The following is a 17,787-nucleotide window of genomic DNA, read 5'->3' as shown; positions in this document are numbered from 1 at the left end:
GGAGGAAAAGCGACCGCCCCGCAGCCAATGCGAGGGATATTTCAAGGTCGAGCCAGTGAAGCTTGAAAGCAAGGCCTCGGGCCTTGCTTTTTTTATTCTTGGGTCCGGTCGGCGCGGCCGTGTCGGACCACCCGCTAGGCCCGCGCCCATCTGGTTTCGGGCGGTGGCCCGCCGCGGCGGCGCTTCCCGGATCGCCGCTCCGAGCCGTCCTAGAGCCCGGTCAGCGGGAACACCGCCAGGGCGATCAGGAAGGCTGCGCCCGCGACCAGCGTCGTCCAGATCGCCTTCTCGCGCAGCCGCGGCGCCGCCGGCGCCCCAGGATCCTGGCCCGGCACCACGTGGCTGGGCCGCGTCTCCGGCTGGTTGCGCAGGGGCAGGACCGCGAAGAGCAGCGTCCACCAGACCACGAAGTAGAGGGCGATCGCCCCGCCCACCGTCAGCTTGAACAGGCTCACCGCCGCCGCCACGAAGGCGGCGATCAGGACGGTGATCGCCGCCAGGGTCACCGGCGTCGAGCGGGCCAGTGCGTTCATCATCCGGCTCACACCTGCTCCAGCTCGACCAGGGTGCCGAGGAAGTCCTTGGGGTGCAGGAACAGGACCGGCTTGCCGTGCGCGCCGATCCGCGGCTCACCGGTGCCGAGCACCCGGGCGCCCTGCGCCTTGAGCTGGTCGCGGGCGGCCAGGATGTCGTCGACCTCGTAGCAGACGTGGTGGATGCCGCCGCCCGGGTTGCGGGCCACGAAGGACTCGATCGGCGAGCCCTCGCCCAGAGGGGACATCAGCTCGATCTTGCTGTTCGGTAGCTCGACGAACACGACGGTGACGCCGTGCTCGGGCTGCGGCAGGGGCGCGGTGATCGTCGCGCCCAGCGCGTCGCGGTAGACCGCGCAGGCGGCGTCGAGATCCTGCACGGCGATGGCCACGTGGTTGAGACGGCCGATCATGATGTTTCCTCCCCGGCGTTCTGGCCCCCTGTCCGGGAGCTTCGTTCGTTCGCGGGGAAGGCTCCGCCCGTACGCGCGGACGCGACCGGCCCCCTCTCCCGTGCGGCAGAGGGTTGGGGTGAGGGACGAGCCCTCTCCGGCAGAACCTGTCCCCCTCACCCTGTCCCTCTCCCGTGCGCGAGAGGGAACCCGGGCCCTGTCCGGCAGCCGATCGGATGATCGGCTGCTTCGGCTCCGTCTAGATTACAGCCAACCGCTATCGGCAGCCAGCTTCACACCTCCACCACCTGCACGTGGCAGGCCGGCTTCTTGCCCCACACCTCGTTGACCGCGGTGCGCACCGCCCGGTCGACCGTCTTCTCGACGCTCTCCGAGTCCTTGAGCTTGCCCCGCGACATCCCCGACAGGGTGCGGGAGACCGCGTCCACCACGGTCTCGATCAGCGGCTCGCCGGACCGGCCGCGGTTCGGCAGGCCGATGATGTCCACCGCCGGCTCGCCGAGCACGACGCCGTCCTCGTCGATAGCGATCGCCACCGAGACCAGGCCGGCCTGCATCAGCTTGCGCCGCTCCGGGATCGCCCGGTCCTTCTCGTCGATCAGGACGTCGCCGTCCTTGAACAGGCGGCCGGCCTTCACGTGGTCGATCACCTCGGGCTTGCCGGGGCTCAGACGGATCAGGCTGCCGTTGCGGGCCTTGACCACGTTCTGCACGCCCTGCGCCCGCGCGAAGCGGGCGTGCTCGTCGAGGTGCAGGGCCTCGCCGTGGACCGGGATCGCGGTGCCCGGGCGGGTCCACCGGTACATCTCGACCATCTCGTCCCGGCGCGGGTGGCCGGAGACGTGGACGAGGTCGGTGCGGTCGGTGATCACCTCGACGCCCTGCTCGATCAGGTCGTTGATGATCGAGCCGACATCGCGCTCGTTGCCCGGGATGGCGCGCGAGGAGAAGATCACCTGGTCACCGGCGGTGAGGCTGATATCCGGGTGGTCGCGGCGGGAGACGCGGGCGAGCGCCGCCCGCGGCTCGCCCTGTGAGCCGGTGAGCAGCGCGACGACGCGCTCCCGCGGCAGGCTCTTCCACGAATCGGAGCGGCGGAACTCGGGCAGGCCGTCGAGGTAGCCGCACTCGCGGGCCACGTCGATCACCCGGTCCATGGCGCGGCCGACCGCGATGACCTCGCGCCCGCAGGCGGCGGCGGCCTCGGCGACCGCGCGGATGCGCGCCACGTTGGACGCGAAGGTCGTCACGGCGACCCGGTGCGGCGCGTCCGCGATCAGCGTCTTCAGCGTCTCGGCGACGGTCTTCTCGCTCGGCGAGAAGCCCTCGCGCACGACGTTGGTCGAGTCGCAGACGATGGCGAGGACGCCCTCGTCCCCGAGCGCCGTGAACGCCTCCGGCGACGTCACCGAGCCGGCCACCGGGGTCGGGTCGATCTTCCAGTCGCCGGTGTGGAGGACGAGGCCCGCCGCGGTGCGAATGGCGATGGCGTTCGACTCCGGGATGGAGTGCGAGACCGGCACGTACTCGAGCTCGAACGGCCCGACGGTCACGCGCCGGCCGGGCTTCACCTCGCGCAACTCGACCTTCGGGGCGCCGGGCTCGGACAGGCGCCGGGTCTCCAGCAGGTTCTTGGCGAAGCGGGTCGCGTAGACCGGTACCTTGAGCCGGGGCCACAGCTCGGAGATCGCCCCGATATGGTCCTCGTGCGCGTGGGTGATGAAGATCCCCAGCAGGTCCTTGCGCCGCTCCTCGATGAAGGAGAGGTCGGGGAACATCAGGTCGACGCCCGGCATCTGCTCCTCGCCGGCGAAGCCCATGCCGCAATCGACCATGATCCACTTCCGGCCCTTCTCCGGGCCGAACCCGTAGAGTGCCGCGTTCATCCCGATCTCGCCCACGCCGCCGAGCGGCAGGAAGACCAGCTCCTCCTGTCCCTTTATCATCTGTCGTCGTCCAAACTCAGGCCGCCGTCGCGGCCGATCCGAAATGCACCTCGCCCGCCGTCACGGTATGCCGGTTCCCGTCGGGGGCGAGGATCACGAGCCGCCCCCCCTCGTCGATCGTCTCGAACACGCCCCGCAGGATGTGACCGCCGCTGTGCACCGCGATCTCCGATCCGAGACCCGCGGCCCGCGCGAGCCAGGCCGCGCGCAGGTCAGCGAAATTCCGTCCCCGGTCCCAGGCGCGCGCCCGCGCGGCCACCCGGTCCGAGAGATGTTCCAGTAGCGCCTCGGCGCCGCACGCGTAACCCGCCGCCGCCAAGCTCGCGGCCCCGAGGCCCTCCGGCGCCGCCGCGACGTTCACGCCGAAGCCGATGACCGCGGCACGCCGCCCGCCCGGGAGCGTCTCCGCCTCCAGGAGCAGGCCGGCGAGCTTCGCCCCGCCGAGCAGCACGTCGTTCGGCCATTTGAGCTGAAGAGATCGGGCCCCGGCGCCGGATCCGGTATCCGGCAGGGTGCCGCAGGCCGCCTCCAGCGCCTCGATCAGGGCGAGGCCAGCCACGAAGCCCAACTCGGCGAGGTGGTCCGGCGCGACCCCGGCGACCGGCCAGAGCACGCTCGCCGCGAGGTTGCCGGGGAGCGAGGACCAGCTGTTGCCCCGCCGACCGCGGCCCGCCTCCTGGCGGTGCGTCACCACCCAGAGCGGGCCTGTCTCGCCGGCGCGCGCGCGCGCCACGGCCTCCGTGTTGGTGGAGCCGAGGGTGTCGTGGACGTGCAGGCGGTGGCCCTCGGCGCGCGCCGAGGGCCCGAGTCGGTAGGTCAAGGCCGTCCTAGAACAGCGACTTCGCGGCCCGGCCGGCGGCGCCGACCAGCGGCCCGGGCAGCAGGAAGAACAGCACCACCACGACGCTCGACAGGGCGAGCACGATGCGCAGGCCCGGGGCCATCGCCTCGTACGGCTCCTTCGGCTCGTCGAAGTACATGATCCGCACGACGCGCAGGTAGTAGTAGGCGCCCACCACGCTGGTCACCACGCCGATCACCGCCAGCGTCACGAGACCCGCCTTGATGGCGGCGGCGAAGACGTAGAACTTCGCGAAGAACCCGGCGAGCGGCGGGATGCCGGCCAGCGAGAACATCATCGCGGCGAGGCAGAAGGCGAGCCACGGATGGGTCCGCGACAGGCCCGACAGGTCCTCGATCTTCTCGAACATCACGTCCCGGCGCCGGAGCGACAGGATGATCGCGAAGGTGCCGAGCGTCATCGCGAGGTAGATGATCATGTAGGTGACGAGCCCGCTGATCCCCTCCTCCGAGCCGGAGGCCAGGCCGATCAGCGCGTAGCCGATATTGCCGATCGACGAGTAGGCCATCAGGCGCTTGATCGAGGTCTGCCCGATCGCCGCGAACGAGCCGAGCGCCATCGACGCGATCGAGACGAAGATGAAGATCTGCTGCCAGATCGCCGTCACGTCCGGCATCGCGCCGATGAAGACCCGCACGGTCATCGCCACGGCGGCCATCTTGGGCGCCGAGGCGAAGAAGGCCGTCACCGGGGTCGGCGAGCCCTCGTAGACGTCGGGCGTCCACATGTGGAACGGCACGGCCGCCAGCTTGAAGCACACGCCGGCCGCCAGGAACACGATGCCCAGCACGATGCCGAACCCGGCATTCTCGTTGAGCGCCGAGACGATGCCGGGGAACGAGACCGTGCCGGTGAAGCCGTAGACCAGCGAGGCGCCGTAGAGCAGCATGCCGGAGGAGAGCGCGCCGAGCACGAAGTACTTGAGGCCGGCCTCGGTGGACTTCACGTCGTCGCGATGGAAGGCGGCGATCACGTAGGCGGCGAGCGACTGCAGTTCCAGGCCCAGGTAGAGCGCGATCAGGTCGTTGGCCGAGACCATGACCATCATGCCGATGGTGCAGAGCACGATCAGGACCGGGAACTCGAACCGGTCGATGCGCTCGCGCTTGAAGAAGTCGTGCGCCAGCAGGATCGTCGCCGCGGATCCGAGCAGCACCAGCGACTTCATCACCTTGGCGAAGGAATCGGACACGAACGCGCCCGACAGGGTCGTGACCCGGCCGTGCACCGGCTGCGAGATCACCACCGACAGGGCGACGAGGAGCAGGGCGAGGGCGCCGATGCTCACGGTCTCGGCGGAGCGGTCGCCGCGCCACGCGCCGTAGAGGATCAGGCCCATGACGCCGACGCCGAGGATCAGCTCGGGCATGAGCGGCGCCAGCGAGGGCAGGACGGAGTGGACGGTTGTCATGGTGTCCGCCTCAGCGCGGGATCGGCAGCGCCGCGGCGGCCGTCTGGGTGTTCGAGAGCGCGGTCTTGATGCTCGCCATCAGCGCGTCGGTCGAGGGCGCGAACACGTCGAGCACGGGGGCCGGGTGAACGCCGTAGTAGATCGTCATGACGACCAGCGGCGCCAGGATGATCTTCTCGCGGGTGTCGAGATCCAGGATGCCCTGGAGATTCGGCTTCTCCAGCTTCCCGTAGATCACCCGGGCGTAGAGCCACAGGGCGTAGGCCGCCGACAGGATGATGCCGAAGGTCGAGAAGAACGCCACGTTCGGGTTCGCCTTGAAGGCGCCGAGCATGGCCAGGAACTCGCCGACGAAGCCCGAGGTGCCCGGCAGGCCGACATTGGCCATCGTGAACACCATCATGGCCACGGCGTAGAGCGGCATCCGCTTCACGAGGCCGCCATAGGCCGAGATCTCGCGGGTGTGCATCCGGTCGTAGACGACGCCGACGCAGAGGAAGAGCGCCCCCGACACGATGCCGTGGGAGATCATCAGGAACAGCGCGCCCTGGATGCCCTGCTCGTTCAGGGTGAACAGGCCCAGCGTCACGAAGCCCATATGGGCCACCGACGAGTAGGCGATCAGCTTCTTGATGTCGGTCTGCATCATCGCGGTGAGCGACGTGAAGATGATCGCGATCACCGACAGCGCGAAGACGAAGGGCGCGAAGTCGTGGCTCGCCACCGGCAGCATCGGCAGCGAGATCCGGATGAAGCCGTAGCCGCCCATCTTCAGGAGTATGCCCGCCAGGATCACCGAGCCGGCGGTGGGCGCCTCCACGTGGGCGTCGGGCAGCCAGGTGTGGACCGGCCACATCGGCATCTTCACCGCGAAGGAGGCGAAGAAGGCGAGCCACAGCCAGGTCTGCATCTGCACCGGGAAGCGGTACTGCAGCAGGGTCGGGATGTCGGTGGTGCCGGCCTGCCAGTACATCGCCATCACGGCGAGCAGCATCAGCACCGAGCCGAGCAGGGTGTAGAGGAAGAACTTGAAGCTGGCGTAGACCCGGCGCGCGCCGCCCCAGATGCCGATGATCAGGAACATCGGGATCAGGCCTGCCTCGAAGAACAGGTAGAACAGCACCAGGTCGAGGGCGGCGAAGACGCCGATCATCGTCGTCTCGAGGACGAGGAAGGCGACGAAGTACTCCTTCACCCGGAAGTGGATCGAGTGCCACGAGGCGCCGATGCAGAACGGCATCAGGAACGTGGTCAGCAGGATCAGCGGCATCGAGAAGCCGTCGACGCCGAGCTTGAACCGGATCGTCTCGGTGAGCCACGCGTGACTCTCCACGAGCTGGAAGCTCGACGAGGCGGTGTCGTAGCGGCTCCACGCCACCAGGGAGAGCAGGAAGGTGACGATCGTGGTGGCGAGCGCGGCCCAGCGGCTGTTGCGCGCGACCGACTCCTCGTCGCCGTTCAGCGTGAGGATGAAGGCCGCGCCGCAGAGCGGCACGATCAGCAGGCCGGAGAGGATGCCGAGACCGAGCATGTCAGTGTGCACTCTTGGGCAGGCCGGACATCAGGTACCAGCTGATCAGGCCGGCGACGCCGATGAGCATGACGAAGGCGTAGTGGTAGACGTAGCCGGTCTGGAGACGGACCACCCCGCGGGTCACGTCCACGACGCGCGCCGCGATCCCGTTCGGTCCGAGGCCGTCGATGATCCGGCCGTCGCCCTGCTTCCAGAGGAACAGGCCGAAATCCTTGGCCGGGCGGACGAAGATCCGGTCGTAGATCTCGTCGAAGTACCACTTGTTGAGCAGGAACCGGTACAGCGACGGCTGCTGCGCGGCGAGCGCGCCCGGCAGTTCCGGCCGGCGGATGTACATCCAGTAGGCCACGACGAAGCCGAGGATCAGCATGATCAGCGGCGAGTACGAGACCAGCGCCGGGACGTCGTGGATCTCGTGCATGATGTGGTTGTTCGGGCCGTGCGCCAGGGCGTGACCCCAGAACGCCTCCATCCCCTCGCCGATGAAGCGGTTGTGGAAGATGATCCCGGCGAATAGCGCGCCGAAGGCGAGCACCGCGAGCGGGATCGTCATCACCAGCGGGCTCTCGTGGGGCGTGTGGTCGCCGTGGTGGCCGTGCCCGTGGTGGTCGTCGGCGACGAGGTCGCTCTTGTGGGCCGGCTCGATGTCGTGGCCCTTGTCGTCGTGGGCGACGCCCTCGGTGTGCCCGGGCGCGCCGTCGGCCTCGTGGGCCATGGTCGCGTGGGCCGTAGTCGCGTGGGCGACCGCGGGCGCGTGGTGCTGATCGTGGGCGGCGTGGGCGCCCCAGCGGGCCGGGCCCTCGAAGGTCATGAAGAACAGGCGCCAGGAGTAGAACGAGGTGAAGAACGCCGCCACCACGGTGCAAAGGAAGGCGAGCGTGTGCCCGGGGCGGGTCGAGGCGTAGGCCGCTTCGATGATCGCGTCCTTCGAGTAGTAGCCGGCCGTGTAGGGGAAGCCGATCAGCGCGAGCGAACCGATCGCCATCATGGCGCTGGTGTAGGGGATGTAGCGGCGCAGGCCGCCCATGTTCCGCATGTCCTGCTCGTGGTGCATCGCGTGGATGACCGAGCCGGCGCCGAGGAACAGCAGCGCCTTGAAGAAGGCGTGGGTGAACAGGTGGAACACGCCGGCCGCGTAGGCGCCGACGCCGAGCGCCACGAACATGTAGCCGAGCTGCGAGCAGGTCGAGTAGGCGATCACCCGCTTGATGTCGTTCTGCACGAGGCCGATCGTGGCCGCGAACAGGGACGTGATGCCGCCGATCACCGTCACGACGATCAGCGCGTTCGGCGCCTCCTCGAAGAGCGGCGACAGGCGGGCGACCATGAACACGCCGGCGGTGACCATCGTGGCCGCGTGGATCAGCGCCGAGACCGGGGTCGGGCCCTCCATGGCGTCGGGCAGCCACGTGTGCAGCAGGAACTGCGCCGACTTGCCCATGGCGCCCATGAACAGCAGCAGGCAGGCCAGCGTCAGGGCGTTCCAGTCGTAGCCGAGGAGGTGGAAGCTGAGCGTCTTGATCGCGTCGACCTTGCCGAAGACGGCGTCGAACGCCACCGAGCCGGTCAGCACGAAGACCAGGAAGATGCCGAGCGAGAAGCCGAAATCGCCGACGCGGTTGACGATGAACGCCTTCATGGCGGCGGCGTTGGCCGAGGGCTTCTCGTACCAGAAACCGATCAGCAGGTACGAGGCGAGGCCCACGCCTTCCCAGCCGAAGAACATCTGGACGAGGTTGTCGGCCGTCACCAGCATCAGCATGGCGAAGGTGAACAGCGACAGGTAGGCGAAGAAGCGCGGCCGGTGCGGATCCTCCTCCATGTAGCCCACGGAGTAGAGGTGCACGAGGGTCGAGACGGTGGTCACGACGACCAGCATCACCCGGGTCAGGGTGTCGACCTTGAAGGCCCAGTCGACCTGGAGGTCGCCGGCCGCGAACCAGGACGCCACCTGCACGCGCTCGGCCGGCCCGCCGTCGATGAACACGCCCCAGGCGATCAGCGCCGTGAAGGCGAGGAAGGACGTGGTGATGTACTCACAGGCCCGCGCCCCGATGTACCGGCCGAACAGGCCGGCGATCAGGAAGCCGATGAGCGGGAAGAAGACGATCGCGTGATACATCGCTCTCTTGCAGTCCGTCCTCCGGGCCGGCCGCGAAGCGGCGGCGTCCGGATGTCACTCGGGGCGCGCGAAGGGGAAGGCCCTAGCCCTTCATCATGCTGACGTCTTCCACCGCGATCGAGCCGCGGTTGCGGAAGAACACCACCAGGATGGCGAGGCCGATCGCCGATTCGGCGGCCGCGACGGTCAGCACGAACAGGGCGAAGACCTGTCCGGTGATGTCGTTCAGCTGCGTCGAGAAGGCGACGAGGTTGATGTTGACCGAGAGCAGGATCAGCTCGACCGACATCAGGATGACGATGATGTTCTTGCGGTTGATGAAGATGCCGAGCACGCCGAGCGTGAACAGGATCGCCGCGACGGTGAGGTAGTGGCTCAGGCCGATCATCGTTCGATTCCTCCGGCTCTCATCAGCGCGCGCATCAGACCTCGACACCTTGGCGCGAGGGGACCTTGCGGGTCTCGACCGCCATGGCCTGGGTGCGGGCGTTCTGGACCGCGATGTTCTGGCGCTTGACGCCCGGCCGGTCGCGCAGCGTCAACACGATGGCGCCGATCATGGCGACCAGCAGGATCAGGCCGGCGAGCTGGAAGAAGTAGGCGTAGTCCGTGTAGATCACGCGGCCCAGCGCCTGGGCGTTGGTGAGGTTCTCGGCCGAGGCGACGTTGCCGAGCGGGGCCTGGACGAGGCCCGGATCGATGCTCCACGAGCCGACGACCAGCAGGATCTCGACCAGGAAGATCGCGCCGATCAGGGCGCCGATCGGGAGATACTGCTGGAAGCCCTGGCGCAGCTCGGCGAAATCGACGTCGAGCATCATCACCACGAACAGGAACAGCACCGCGACCGCGCCGACGTAGACGACCACGAGGATCATCGCGAGGAACTCGGCGCCCATCAGGACGAACAGTCCGGCGGCGTTCACGAAGGCGAGGATCAGGAACAGCACCGAGGCGACGGGATTGCGCGAGGCGATCACCATGAAGCCCGACGCGACCGTGATGCTCGCGAACAGATAGAAGAAGGCGGCTGCTGCGGTCATGCGCTGATCGGGATCGGCCGCCGGAGCGGCCCCTTCTGCCGTGCGTGGAGACGGTCCGCGGCGGGCGGCCCGTCTATAGAACCCGGTCGACGGGGGCACAACAGCGCCCCCGGCATGGCTCTAGAGCATCGCACCGGAACCGGGAACCGGTGCGACGCTCTAGGGCCTTGTTTTCGCGTCATCTTCTGCCGGGCACCGGCGACCGGTGCCCGGGACGACGGCTCAGCGATACGGCGCGTCCATCGCGATGTTGCGGGCGATCTCGCGCTCCCAGCGGTCGCCGTTCAGCAGGAGCTTCTGCTTGTCGTAGAGAAGCTCCTCCCGGGTCTCCACCGAGAATTCGAAGTTCGGCCCCTCCACGATGGCGTCCACCGGGCAGGCCTCCTGGCACATGCCGCAGTAGATGCACTTCACCATGTCGATGTCGTAGCGCGTCGTGCGGCGGGTACCGTCGTTGCGGCGCGGTCCCGCCTCGATGGTGATCGCCTGCGCCGGGCAGATCGCCTCGCAGAGCTTGCAGGCGATGCAGCGCTCCTCGCCGTTGGGATAGCGGCGCAGGGCGTGCTCGCCCCGGAAGCGTGGGCCACGATGGCCCATCTCGAAGGGGTAGTTGATCGTGGCCTTCGGCTTGAAGAAGTAGCGCATGCCGAGGATCATCCCCGACACGAACTCCTTCAGGAGAAGGCTCTTGGCGACCTGATCGAGCTTCATGCCCGGATCTCCGATGCGAAGGGTAGGCTCAGGCGCCCGGCGCGAGGCCGGTCAGCTTGAGCACGAAGGCGACGACGACGACCGAGACGAGCGAGATCGGCAGGAAGACCTTCCAGCCGAGGCGCATGAGCTGATCGTACCGGTAGCGGGGCACGATGGACTTCACCATCGCGAACAGGAAGAACAGGAAGCTCGCCTTCAGGGTGAACCAGATCACGCCCGGCACCCAGGTGAAGGGTGCGAACGGGATCGGGGACAGCCAGCCGCCCATGAACAGGATGGTCCCGAGAGCGCACATGCTCATGATGGCGACGTACTCGCCGAGCATGAACAGCAGGTACGGGGTTGAGGAATACTCGACCATGTAGCCGGCCACGAGTTCCGACTCTGCCTCCGGCAGGTCGAAGGGCGGGCGGTTTGTCTCGGCCAGCGCCGAGACGAAGAACACCACGAACATCGGGAACAGCCACAGCCAGTACCAGCCGAACAGGCCGAGGCTGGTGTCCTGCGCCATCACGATGCGGGAGAGGTTCAGCGAGCCGGCGCAGAGCAGCACGCAGATGATCACGAAGCCGAGCGACACCTCGTAGGAGATCATCTGCGCCGCCGAGCGCAGCGCGCCGAGGAAGGCGTATTTCGAGTTCGACGCCCAGCCGCCCATGATGACGCCGTACACGCCGAGCGACGAGATCGCGAAGATGTAGGTGATGCCGACGTTGATGTCGGCGATCGCCCAGCCGTCGGCGAGCGGGATCACCGCCCAGCTCGACAGGGCGAGCATCGCGAAGACGAGCGGCGCCAGCAGGTAGATCGCCTTGTTGGCGCCGGCCGGGATCACCGGCTCCTTGATCACGAACTTGATCAGGTCGGCGAAGGACTGGAACAGGCCGAACGGCCCGACCACGTTCGGGCCGCGGCGGAGCTGCACCGCCGCCCAGATCTTCCGATCGGCGAGCAGCGCGTAGGCGATGAACACGAGCAGCGCCGAGAGGAGCACCAAGCTCTTCAGCACGATCAGGAGCACGGTCCCGAGGATTTCGAGCGGCGTCATCGGTCTTCAGCTCCTACTCGGCCGCCGCGAGGGGCCGCGCCTCGGCGGCGCGCTCCCGGGCGAGGCGCGAGCACTCCGCGAGGATGCGCGAGGCGCGGGCGATCGGGTTGGTGAGGTAGAAGTCGGTCACGGGCGACGCGAAGGCCGGCCCGGTCGCGGTGCCGCCGAGACCGGCGAGCCGGTCGACCGCCTCGGTCACGTTGCCGGGCTCGATGGCGCCGATCGCCGCCAGGTGCGGGTGGGCGGCGTAGAGCGCCCGGCGCAGCGCCGTGAGCGAGTCGAACGGCAGGCGCTTGCCCAGCACGTCCGAGAGGGCGCGCAGGATCGCCCAATCCTCGCGGGCGTCGCCCGGCGGGAAGGCGGCGCGGTTGCCCATCTGGACCCGGCCTTCCGTGTTCACCCAGGTCGCCGACTTCTCGCTGTAGGCCGCCCCCGGCAGGATCACGTCGGCGCGGGAGGCCCCGCGGTCGCCGTGGCTGCCCTGGTAGACCACGAAGGCGCCCGGCGCGACGTCGCGCTCGTCGGCGCCGAGGTTGAACAGGACGTCCAGCGCGCCCGGCTCCAGCATCTGCGCGAAGGTCAGGCCGCCCTCCCCCGGCACGAAGCCGAGATCGAGCGCGCCGACGCGGGCGGCGGCCGTGTGCAGCACGCCGAAGCCGTTCCCCTCGGCCGAGACCGCGCCGATCTCCTTCGCGAGGGAGGCGGCGACGGCCAGGATGCCCGGCGCTGCATTGGCGCCGACGATCACGAGCGGGGCCTTCGCCTCCTTGAGGATCTCGAGGAAGCTGTGCTCGCCGCGGGCGAGTGCCGCCAGTGAATCCGGGCCGGCGCCGATGTAGTGGCTCGGATAGGTCAGGTCGACCGGCTCGCCGATCACGCCCACCGCCAGCGGCGCCATGCGCCAGCGCTTGCGGATGCGCACGTTCAGCAGCGAGGCCTCGGTGCGCGGGTTGGCGCCCACGATCAAGATCGCGTCCGCCGCCTCGATGCCGGGAATCGTCGGGTTGAAGATGTACGACGCGCGGCCCAGCGCCGGGTCGAGGCCGGCATCGGTCTGGCGGCAATCGAGGTTCGGCGAGCCGAGGCTCTTGATCAGCTCGCGCAGCGCGAAGATCTCCTCGACGCCCGAGAGGTCGCCGACCACGGCACCGACGCGCTTCGGATCCGCGCCCTTCACCTTGGCGGCGATGGCCTGGAACGCCTCGCCCCAGGAGGCGGGCCGCAGCCGGCCGTTCTCGCGCAGGTACGGCCGGTCGAGGCGCTGCATCCGCAGCCCGTCGATGTGGTAGCGGGTCTTGTCGGAGATCCACTCCTCGTTGATCTCCTCGCTGATCCGCGGCTCGATCTGCATGACCTCGCGGCCGCGTGTGTCGATGCGGATCGAGGAGCCGACCGCGTCCATCACGTCGACCGACTCGGTCTTGTTCAGCTCCCACGGGCGGACGTTGTAGCTCTGCGGCCGGTGCACGAGGGCGCCCACCGGGCAGAGGTCGGCGACGTTGCCCTGGAGCTCCGAGGCCATCGACTGCTCGAGGTAGCTGGTGATCTCCATGTCCTCGCCGCGGCCGATGGCGCCGAGGTCGGGCACGCCCGCCACCTCGGCGAGGAAGCGCACGCAGCGGGTGCAGTGGATGCAGCGGTTCATCGCGGTCCGCACAAGCGGACCGATATGCTTCTCCTCGACTGCGCGCTTGTTCTCCGTGTAGCGGGTCGAATCGACCCCGTAGGCCATGGCCTGGTCCTGCAGGTCGCAGTGGCCGCCCTGGTCGCAGATCGGGCAGTCGAGCGGGTGGTTGATGAGGAGGAACTCCATCACCCCCTCGCGGGCCTTCTTGGTGCCCTGCGAGCGCGTCAGCACCTCAGGCGGCTCGCCGTTCGGGCCGGGGCGGCAATCCTTCACCGCGTAGGCGCAGGAGGCCACCGGCTTCGGCGCGCCCTTCAGCTCGACGAGGCACATGCGGCAATTGCCGGCGATCGACAGGCGCTCGTGGAAGCAGAAGCGCGGGATCTCGGCCCCCGCGGCCTCGCAGGCCTGGAGCAGCGTGTAATCGGCGGGGACGTCGACCTCGGTGCCGTCGACGAGGATTTTTGTCATCGGATCGTCTCGTGAACTGGCCCAAACGCGCGAGGCCGGATCCCACCCACGCCCTCATCCTGAGGTGCGAGGCGCAGCCGAGCCTCGAAGGAGATGTCCAGCCCGCCTCGCGATCTCTGGAGGGCTCCTTCGAGGCCCGCTGACGCAGGCACCTCAGGATGAGGCTGTGGGTTGGACACCGGCATCGTGCTCCTACTCCGCAGCCATCGGCACAGGCTCGCTGTGCGGGTTGGCCGTGTAGCGGTCGATGCGCTTCTCGATCTCGGGGCGGAAGTGCCGGATCAGGCCCTGGATCGGCCAGGCCGCGGCGTCGCCCAGCGCGCAGATCGTGTGACCCTCGATCTGCTTGGTCACCTCGAACAGCATGTCGATCTCGCGCTTCTGCGCGCGGCCCTCGGTCATGCGCTGCATGACGCGCCACATCCAGCCGGTGCCCTCGCGGCAGGGCGTGCACTGGCCGCAGGATTCGTGCTTGTAGAAGTACGAGATCCGGGTGATCGCCGCGACGATGTCGGTGGACTTGTCGAGCACGATCACCGCCGCGGTGCCGAGGCCGGAGCCCAGGTTGCGCAGGGTATCGAAGTCCATCTTGGCGTCGACGATCTGCTCGGCCGGCACCAGCGGCACCGACGAGCCGCCCGGGATCGAGCACAGCAGGTTGTCCCAGCCGCCGCGCATGCCGCCGCAATGGCGGTCGATGAGCTCGCGGAAGGTGATGCCGAGCTCCTCCTCGACGTTGCACGGCTTGTTGACGTGCCCGGAGACGCAGAAGAGCTTGGTGCCGGTGTTGTTCTTGCCGCCGAGGCCGGCGAACCACGCGCCGCCCCGGCGCAGGATCGTGCCGGCGACCGCGATCGACTCGACGTTGTTCACGGTCGTGGGGCAGCCGTAGAGGCCCATATTGGCCGGGAACGGCGGCTTCAGCCGCGGCATGCCCTTCTTGCCCTCGAGGCTCTCGATGAGCGCCGTCTCCTCGCCGCAGATATAGGCGCCGGCGCCGTGGTGGACGTAGATGTCGAACGGGTAGTCGTGGACGTTCGACTGGCCGACGAGGCGGGCCGCGTAGGCCTCGTCCACTGCCTTCTGGAGGGCGTGCTTCTCGGCGACGTACTCGCCGCGGATGTAGACGTAGCAGGCATGCGCGTTCATCGCGAAGCAGGCCAGCATGCAGCCCTCGATCAGGAGATGCGGGTCGTGCCGCATGATCTCCCGGTCCTTGCAGGTGCCCGGCTCCGACTCGTCGGCGTTGACCACGAGGTAGTGCGGGCGCCCGTCGGACTTCTTGGGCATGAACGACCATTTGAGGCCGGTGGGGAAGCCCGCGCCGCCGCGGCCGCGCAGGCCGGAGGCTTTCATCTCCTCGATGATCCAGTCGCGGCCCTGCTCCAGCAGGAACTTGGTGCCGTCCCACGCGCCGCGCTTCTTGGCGGCCTCCAGCCCCGGCGAGTGCAGGCCGTAGAGGTTGGTGAAGATGCGATCCTGATCCGACAGCATGTCAGGTCCTCACTGAGCCGGCGCCGACAGGGCCTTGGCCTGCCCCACCCAGTTCTCCCGGTCGATGCGACCCGGGAACGCGAGGTAGGTGCCGACCCAGGCGATCTCGTCGCGGGACCAGGCGGCGATCTGGTCGAAATGGTAGATGCCGAGCCCGTTCAGGCGCTGGCTGTTGCCCGGGCCGATGCCCTTGATGCGCGTCAGCTCGTCCGGCTTGCCGGCGCGGGCGGCCTCAAGCCCCGGCGGCCGCTTGCCCACGGCGTCGGCCTTCTGCTCGGGGCTCGCATCCTTCGGCAGGGCCGCGAGCGCGCCGGCGATGCGCGCCTCCTCGGTCTCGGCCGCCACCTCGCCCTCGCTGGCGCCGGAGGCCTCCGGCTGCTGCGGGACGGCGTCGCGGTTCGGCACCGCCTGATGGCCCTGCTCGCCGGCGGCGGGCTCGCCCTCGGCGACGCGCTTGGCCGGCGTGTCGAGCACGTCCGCGTCGCCCGGCCGGGCGGCGCCGTGCTTGGCGGTGGAGCGGCCGCGCTCGGCCGCGTCGGCGCGATCCTCGGGCTTCACCGGACTCTCGCCGTTGGCGGCGCGCTGGGCCGGAGCGTCGCTCACGGGACGCTCGACCGGGCGGCCGGCGTCGGGCCGGGCCGGCTTCGGGTTCTCGGCGGCCTGCTGCGTGCTGGACGCGGCTTCACCGGTCTGGGTGGCCGGTTCCTCCGCCTTGCCGGCCTCCTCGAAGCGCTTGCGCCACGCGCCGACCCGCGAGCCGTCGAACAGCGTCGGGTCGGTGAGGGTGTTCACGGCGTCCTGGGGCTCGGACGAGACGCGCCCGGTCTGGGAGCCGACCTTCACGGGCCGGCCGGCGGCGAGGTCGTCCATCAGCTGGCCGAGGGACTCGGGCGTCAGGTCCTCGTAGTAATCCTGGTTGATCTGCACCATCGGCGCGTTGCAGCAGGCGCCGAGGCACTCGACCTCGAGCCACGAGAAATTGCCGTCGGCCGAGACGTGGCCGGCCGGGCCCAGACGGGCCTGGAGCATCTCCTTGAGGCCCCGCGCGCCGCAGGAATCGCACGGGACCGTGCCGCAGACCTGGATCCAGAAGCGGCCCACGGGCTCGAGGGCGAACATCGTGTAGAAGGTCGCGACCTCCAGCACGCGGATGTTCGGCATGCCGAGCTCGGCCGCCACCGCCTCGATGGCCGCCCGCGGCAGCCAGCCGCCGTTCTGCTCCTGCGCCCGCCACAGGAGCGAGATCACCGCCGAGGCCTGGCGGCCTTCCGGGTACTTGGCGATCTGGGTCTTGGCCCACTCGGCATTCTCGGGGGAGAACGCGAAGCTCTCGGGCTGCTCCGAGGCCGGGGCGAGTCTGCGGTTTGCCATCGCTTCTGTCTTACCGATCCACTTCGCCGAACACGATGTCGAGCGTGCCGAGCACGCAGGACACGTCGGCTAAGAGGTGCCCGCGGCACATCCAGTCCATCGCCTGCAGGTGCGCGAAGCCCGGCGCGCGGATCTTGCAGCGATACGGCTTGTTGGTCCCGTCGGACACCAGGTACACGCCGAACTCGCCCTTCGGCGCCTCGACCGCGGCGTAGACCTCGCCCTCGGGCACGTGGAAGCCCTCGGTGTAGAGCTTGAAGTGGTGGATGAGCGCCTCCATCGAGCGCTTCATCTCCCGGCGCGGCGGCGGCGCGAACTTGCCGTCGACGGAGGCGATCGGCCCCTGGCCGGCGGGCTCGCGCAGCTTGGCGACGCACTGCTTCATGATGCGCACGGATTCGCGCATCTCCTCCATGCGGATCACTTGGCGATCGTAGGTGTCGCCGTTCTTCCCGACGGGGATGTCGAACTCCATCTCCTCGTAGCACTCGTAGGGCTGCGCCTTGCGCAGGTCCCACGGGATGCCCGAGCCGCGCACCATCACGCCCGAGAAGCCCCACTCCATCGCCTCGTCGACCGACACGATGCCGATATCGACGTTGCGCTGCTTGAAGATGCGGTTGGCCATGACGAGATCGTCGAGGTCCTGGACGACCTGCAGGAACGGGTCGCAGAACGCGTCGATGTCGTCGATGAGCTTCGGCGGCAGGTCCTGGTGGACGCCGCCGGGCCGGAAATAGTTGGCGTGGAGCCGGGCGCCGGAGGCCCGCTCGTAGAAGATCATCAGCTTCTCGCGCTCCTCGAAGCCCCAGAGCGGGGGCGTGAGGGCGCCGACGTCCATCGCCTGCGTGGTGACGTTGAGCAGGTGCGACAGCAGGCGGCCGATCTCGCAGAACAGCACACGGATCAGCTGCGCGCGGCGCGGTACCTCGATACCGGCGAGCTTCTCGATCGCCAGGCAGAAGGCGTGCTCCTGGTTCATCGGCGACACGTAGTCGAGCCGGTCGAAATAGGGCGTCGCCTGCAGGTAGGTCTTGTACTCGATCAGCTTCTCGGTGCCGCGGTGGAGCAGCCCGATATGCGGGTCGACCCGCTCGACCACCTCGCCGTCGAGTTCCAGCACGAGGCGCAGCACGCCGTGCGCCGCCGGGTGCTGCGGGCCGAAGTTGATCGCGAAGTTGCGGATGTTGTGTTCGGTCAC

15 protein-coding genes are annotated in these 17,787 nt (G+C 68.8%); all 15 read right to left on the bottom strand.

Annotated elements, in window-relative coordinates:
* Positions 1–209: 209 nt before the first annotated feature.
* Positions 210–536 (bottom strand): DUF1467 family protein, encoded by a 327-nt coding sequence (locus tag BM419_RS06855; RefSeq protein WP_020092247.1) that lies wholly within the window; start codon positions 534–536, stop codon positions 210–212.
* 5 nt (positions 537–541) lie between these two features.
* A complete protein-coding gene (gene mce, locus BM419_RS06850) occupies positions 542–946 on the bottom strand; it encodes a methylmalonyl-CoA epimerase (protein ID WP_091925831.1) in 405 nt (134 codons plus the stop codon).
* 272 nt (positions 947–1,218) lie between these two features.
* Positions 1,219–2,892, bottom strand: a complete 1,674-nt coding sequence (locus BM419_RS06845) for a ribonuclease J (protein WP_091925829.1) — start codon at positions 2,890–2,892, stop codon at positions 1,219–1,221.
* Between the two features lie 16 nt (positions 2,893–2,908).
* Complete coding sequence (locus tag BM419_RS06840) at positions 2,909–3,712, bottom strand: biotin--[acetyl-CoA-carboxylase] ligase (RefSeq protein WP_091925827.1); 804 nt, start codon at positions 3,710–3,712, stop codon at positions 2,909–2,911.
* 7 nt (positions 3,713–3,719) lie between these two features.
* Complete coding sequence (gene nuoN, locus BM419_RS06835) at positions 3,720–5,165, bottom strand: NADH-quinone oxidoreductase subunit NuoN (protein ID WP_020092244.1); 1,446 nt, start codon at positions 5,163–5,165, stop codon at positions 3,720–3,722.
* A 10-nt stretch (positions 5,166–5,175) separates the two neighbouring features.
* Positions 5,176–6,696 (bottom strand): NADH-quinone oxidoreductase subunit M, encoded by a 1,521-nt coding sequence (locus tag BM419_RS06830; protein WP_091925824.1) that lies wholly within the window; start codon positions 6,694–6,696, stop codon positions 5,176–5,178.
* Position 6,697: 1 nt separating this feature from the next.
* Positions 6,698–8,821 (bottom strand): NADH-quinone oxidoreductase subunit L, encoded by a 2,124-nt coding sequence (nuoL, locus tag BM419_RS06825; protein ID WP_091925821.1) that lies wholly within the window; start codon positions 8,819–8,821, stop codon positions 6,698–6,700.
* 82 nt (positions 8,822–8,903) lie between these two features.
* Positions 8,904–9,209: an NADH-quinone oxidoreductase subunit NuoK gene (nuoK, locus tag BM419_RS06820; RefSeq protein ID WP_010686008.1), complete on the bottom strand. Its 306-nt coding sequence runs from the start codon at positions 9,207–9,209 to the stop codon at positions 8,904–8,906.
* Between the two features lie 34 nt (positions 9,210–9,243).
* The gene (locus tag BM419_RS06815; RefSeq protein ID WP_020092241.1) at positions 9,244–9,864 is read right to left on the bottom strand and encodes an NADH-quinone oxidoreductase subunit J; all 621 of its coding nucleotides are present in this window, start codon (positions 9,862–9,864) and stop codon (positions 9,244–9,246) included.
* A gap of 222 nt (positions 9,865–10,086) precedes the next feature.
* Positions 10,087–10,575 carry an NADH-quinone oxidoreductase subunit NuoI gene (gene nuoI / locus BM419_RS06810; RefSeq protein WP_007560744.1) on the bottom strand — a complete coding sequence of 163 codons (489 nt, stop codon included), beginning with the start codon at positions 10,573–10,575 and terminating at the stop codon, positions 10,087–10,089.
* Between the two features lie 28 nt (positions 10,576–10,603).
* Positions 10,604–11,626 (bottom strand): NADH-quinone oxidoreductase subunit NuoH, encoded by a 1,023-nt coding sequence (gene nuoH / locus BM419_RS06805; RefSeq protein ID WP_091925817.1) that lies wholly within the window; start codon positions 11,624–11,626, stop codon positions 10,604–10,606.
* Positions 11,627–11,639: 13 nt separating this feature from the next.
* Positions 11,640–13,721: an NADH-quinone oxidoreductase subunit NuoG gene (gene nuoG, locus BM419_RS06800; protein ID WP_091925814.1), complete on the bottom strand. Its 2,082-nt coding sequence runs from the start codon at positions 13,719–13,721 to the stop codon at positions 11,640–11,642.
* Positions 13,722–13,913: 192 nt separating this feature from the next.
* Positions 13,914–15,215: an NADH-quinone oxidoreductase subunit NuoF gene (nuoF, locus tag BM419_RS06795; protein ID WP_091925808.1), complete on the bottom strand. Its 1,302-nt coding sequence runs from the start codon at positions 15,213–15,215 to the stop codon at positions 13,914–13,916.
* 9 nt (positions 15,216–15,224) lie between these two features.
* Positions 15,225–16,586: an NADH-quinone oxidoreductase subunit NuoE gene (gene nuoE / locus BM419_RS06790; RefSeq protein WP_091925806.1), complete on the bottom strand. Its 1,362-nt coding sequence runs from the start codon at positions 16,584–16,586 to the stop codon at positions 15,225–15,227.
* A 10-nt stretch (positions 16,587–16,596) separates the two neighbouring features.
* Positions 16,597–17,787, bottom strand: a complete 1,191-nt coding sequence (locus tag BM419_RS06785) for an NADH-quinone oxidoreductase subunit D (RefSeq protein WP_020092237.1) — start codon at positions 17,785–17,787, stop codon at positions 16,597–16,599.

The organism is Methylobacterium sp. yr668 (genome assembly GCF_900116245.1).
In the GTDB taxonomy this organism is placed as follows: domain Bacteria; phylum Pseudomonadota; class Alphaproteobacteria; order Rhizobiales; family Beijerinckiaceae; genus Methylobacterium.
The sequence above is the reverse complement of the archived record's forward strand: the minus strand, read 5'-3'. Positions and strand labels throughout refer to the sequence as shown.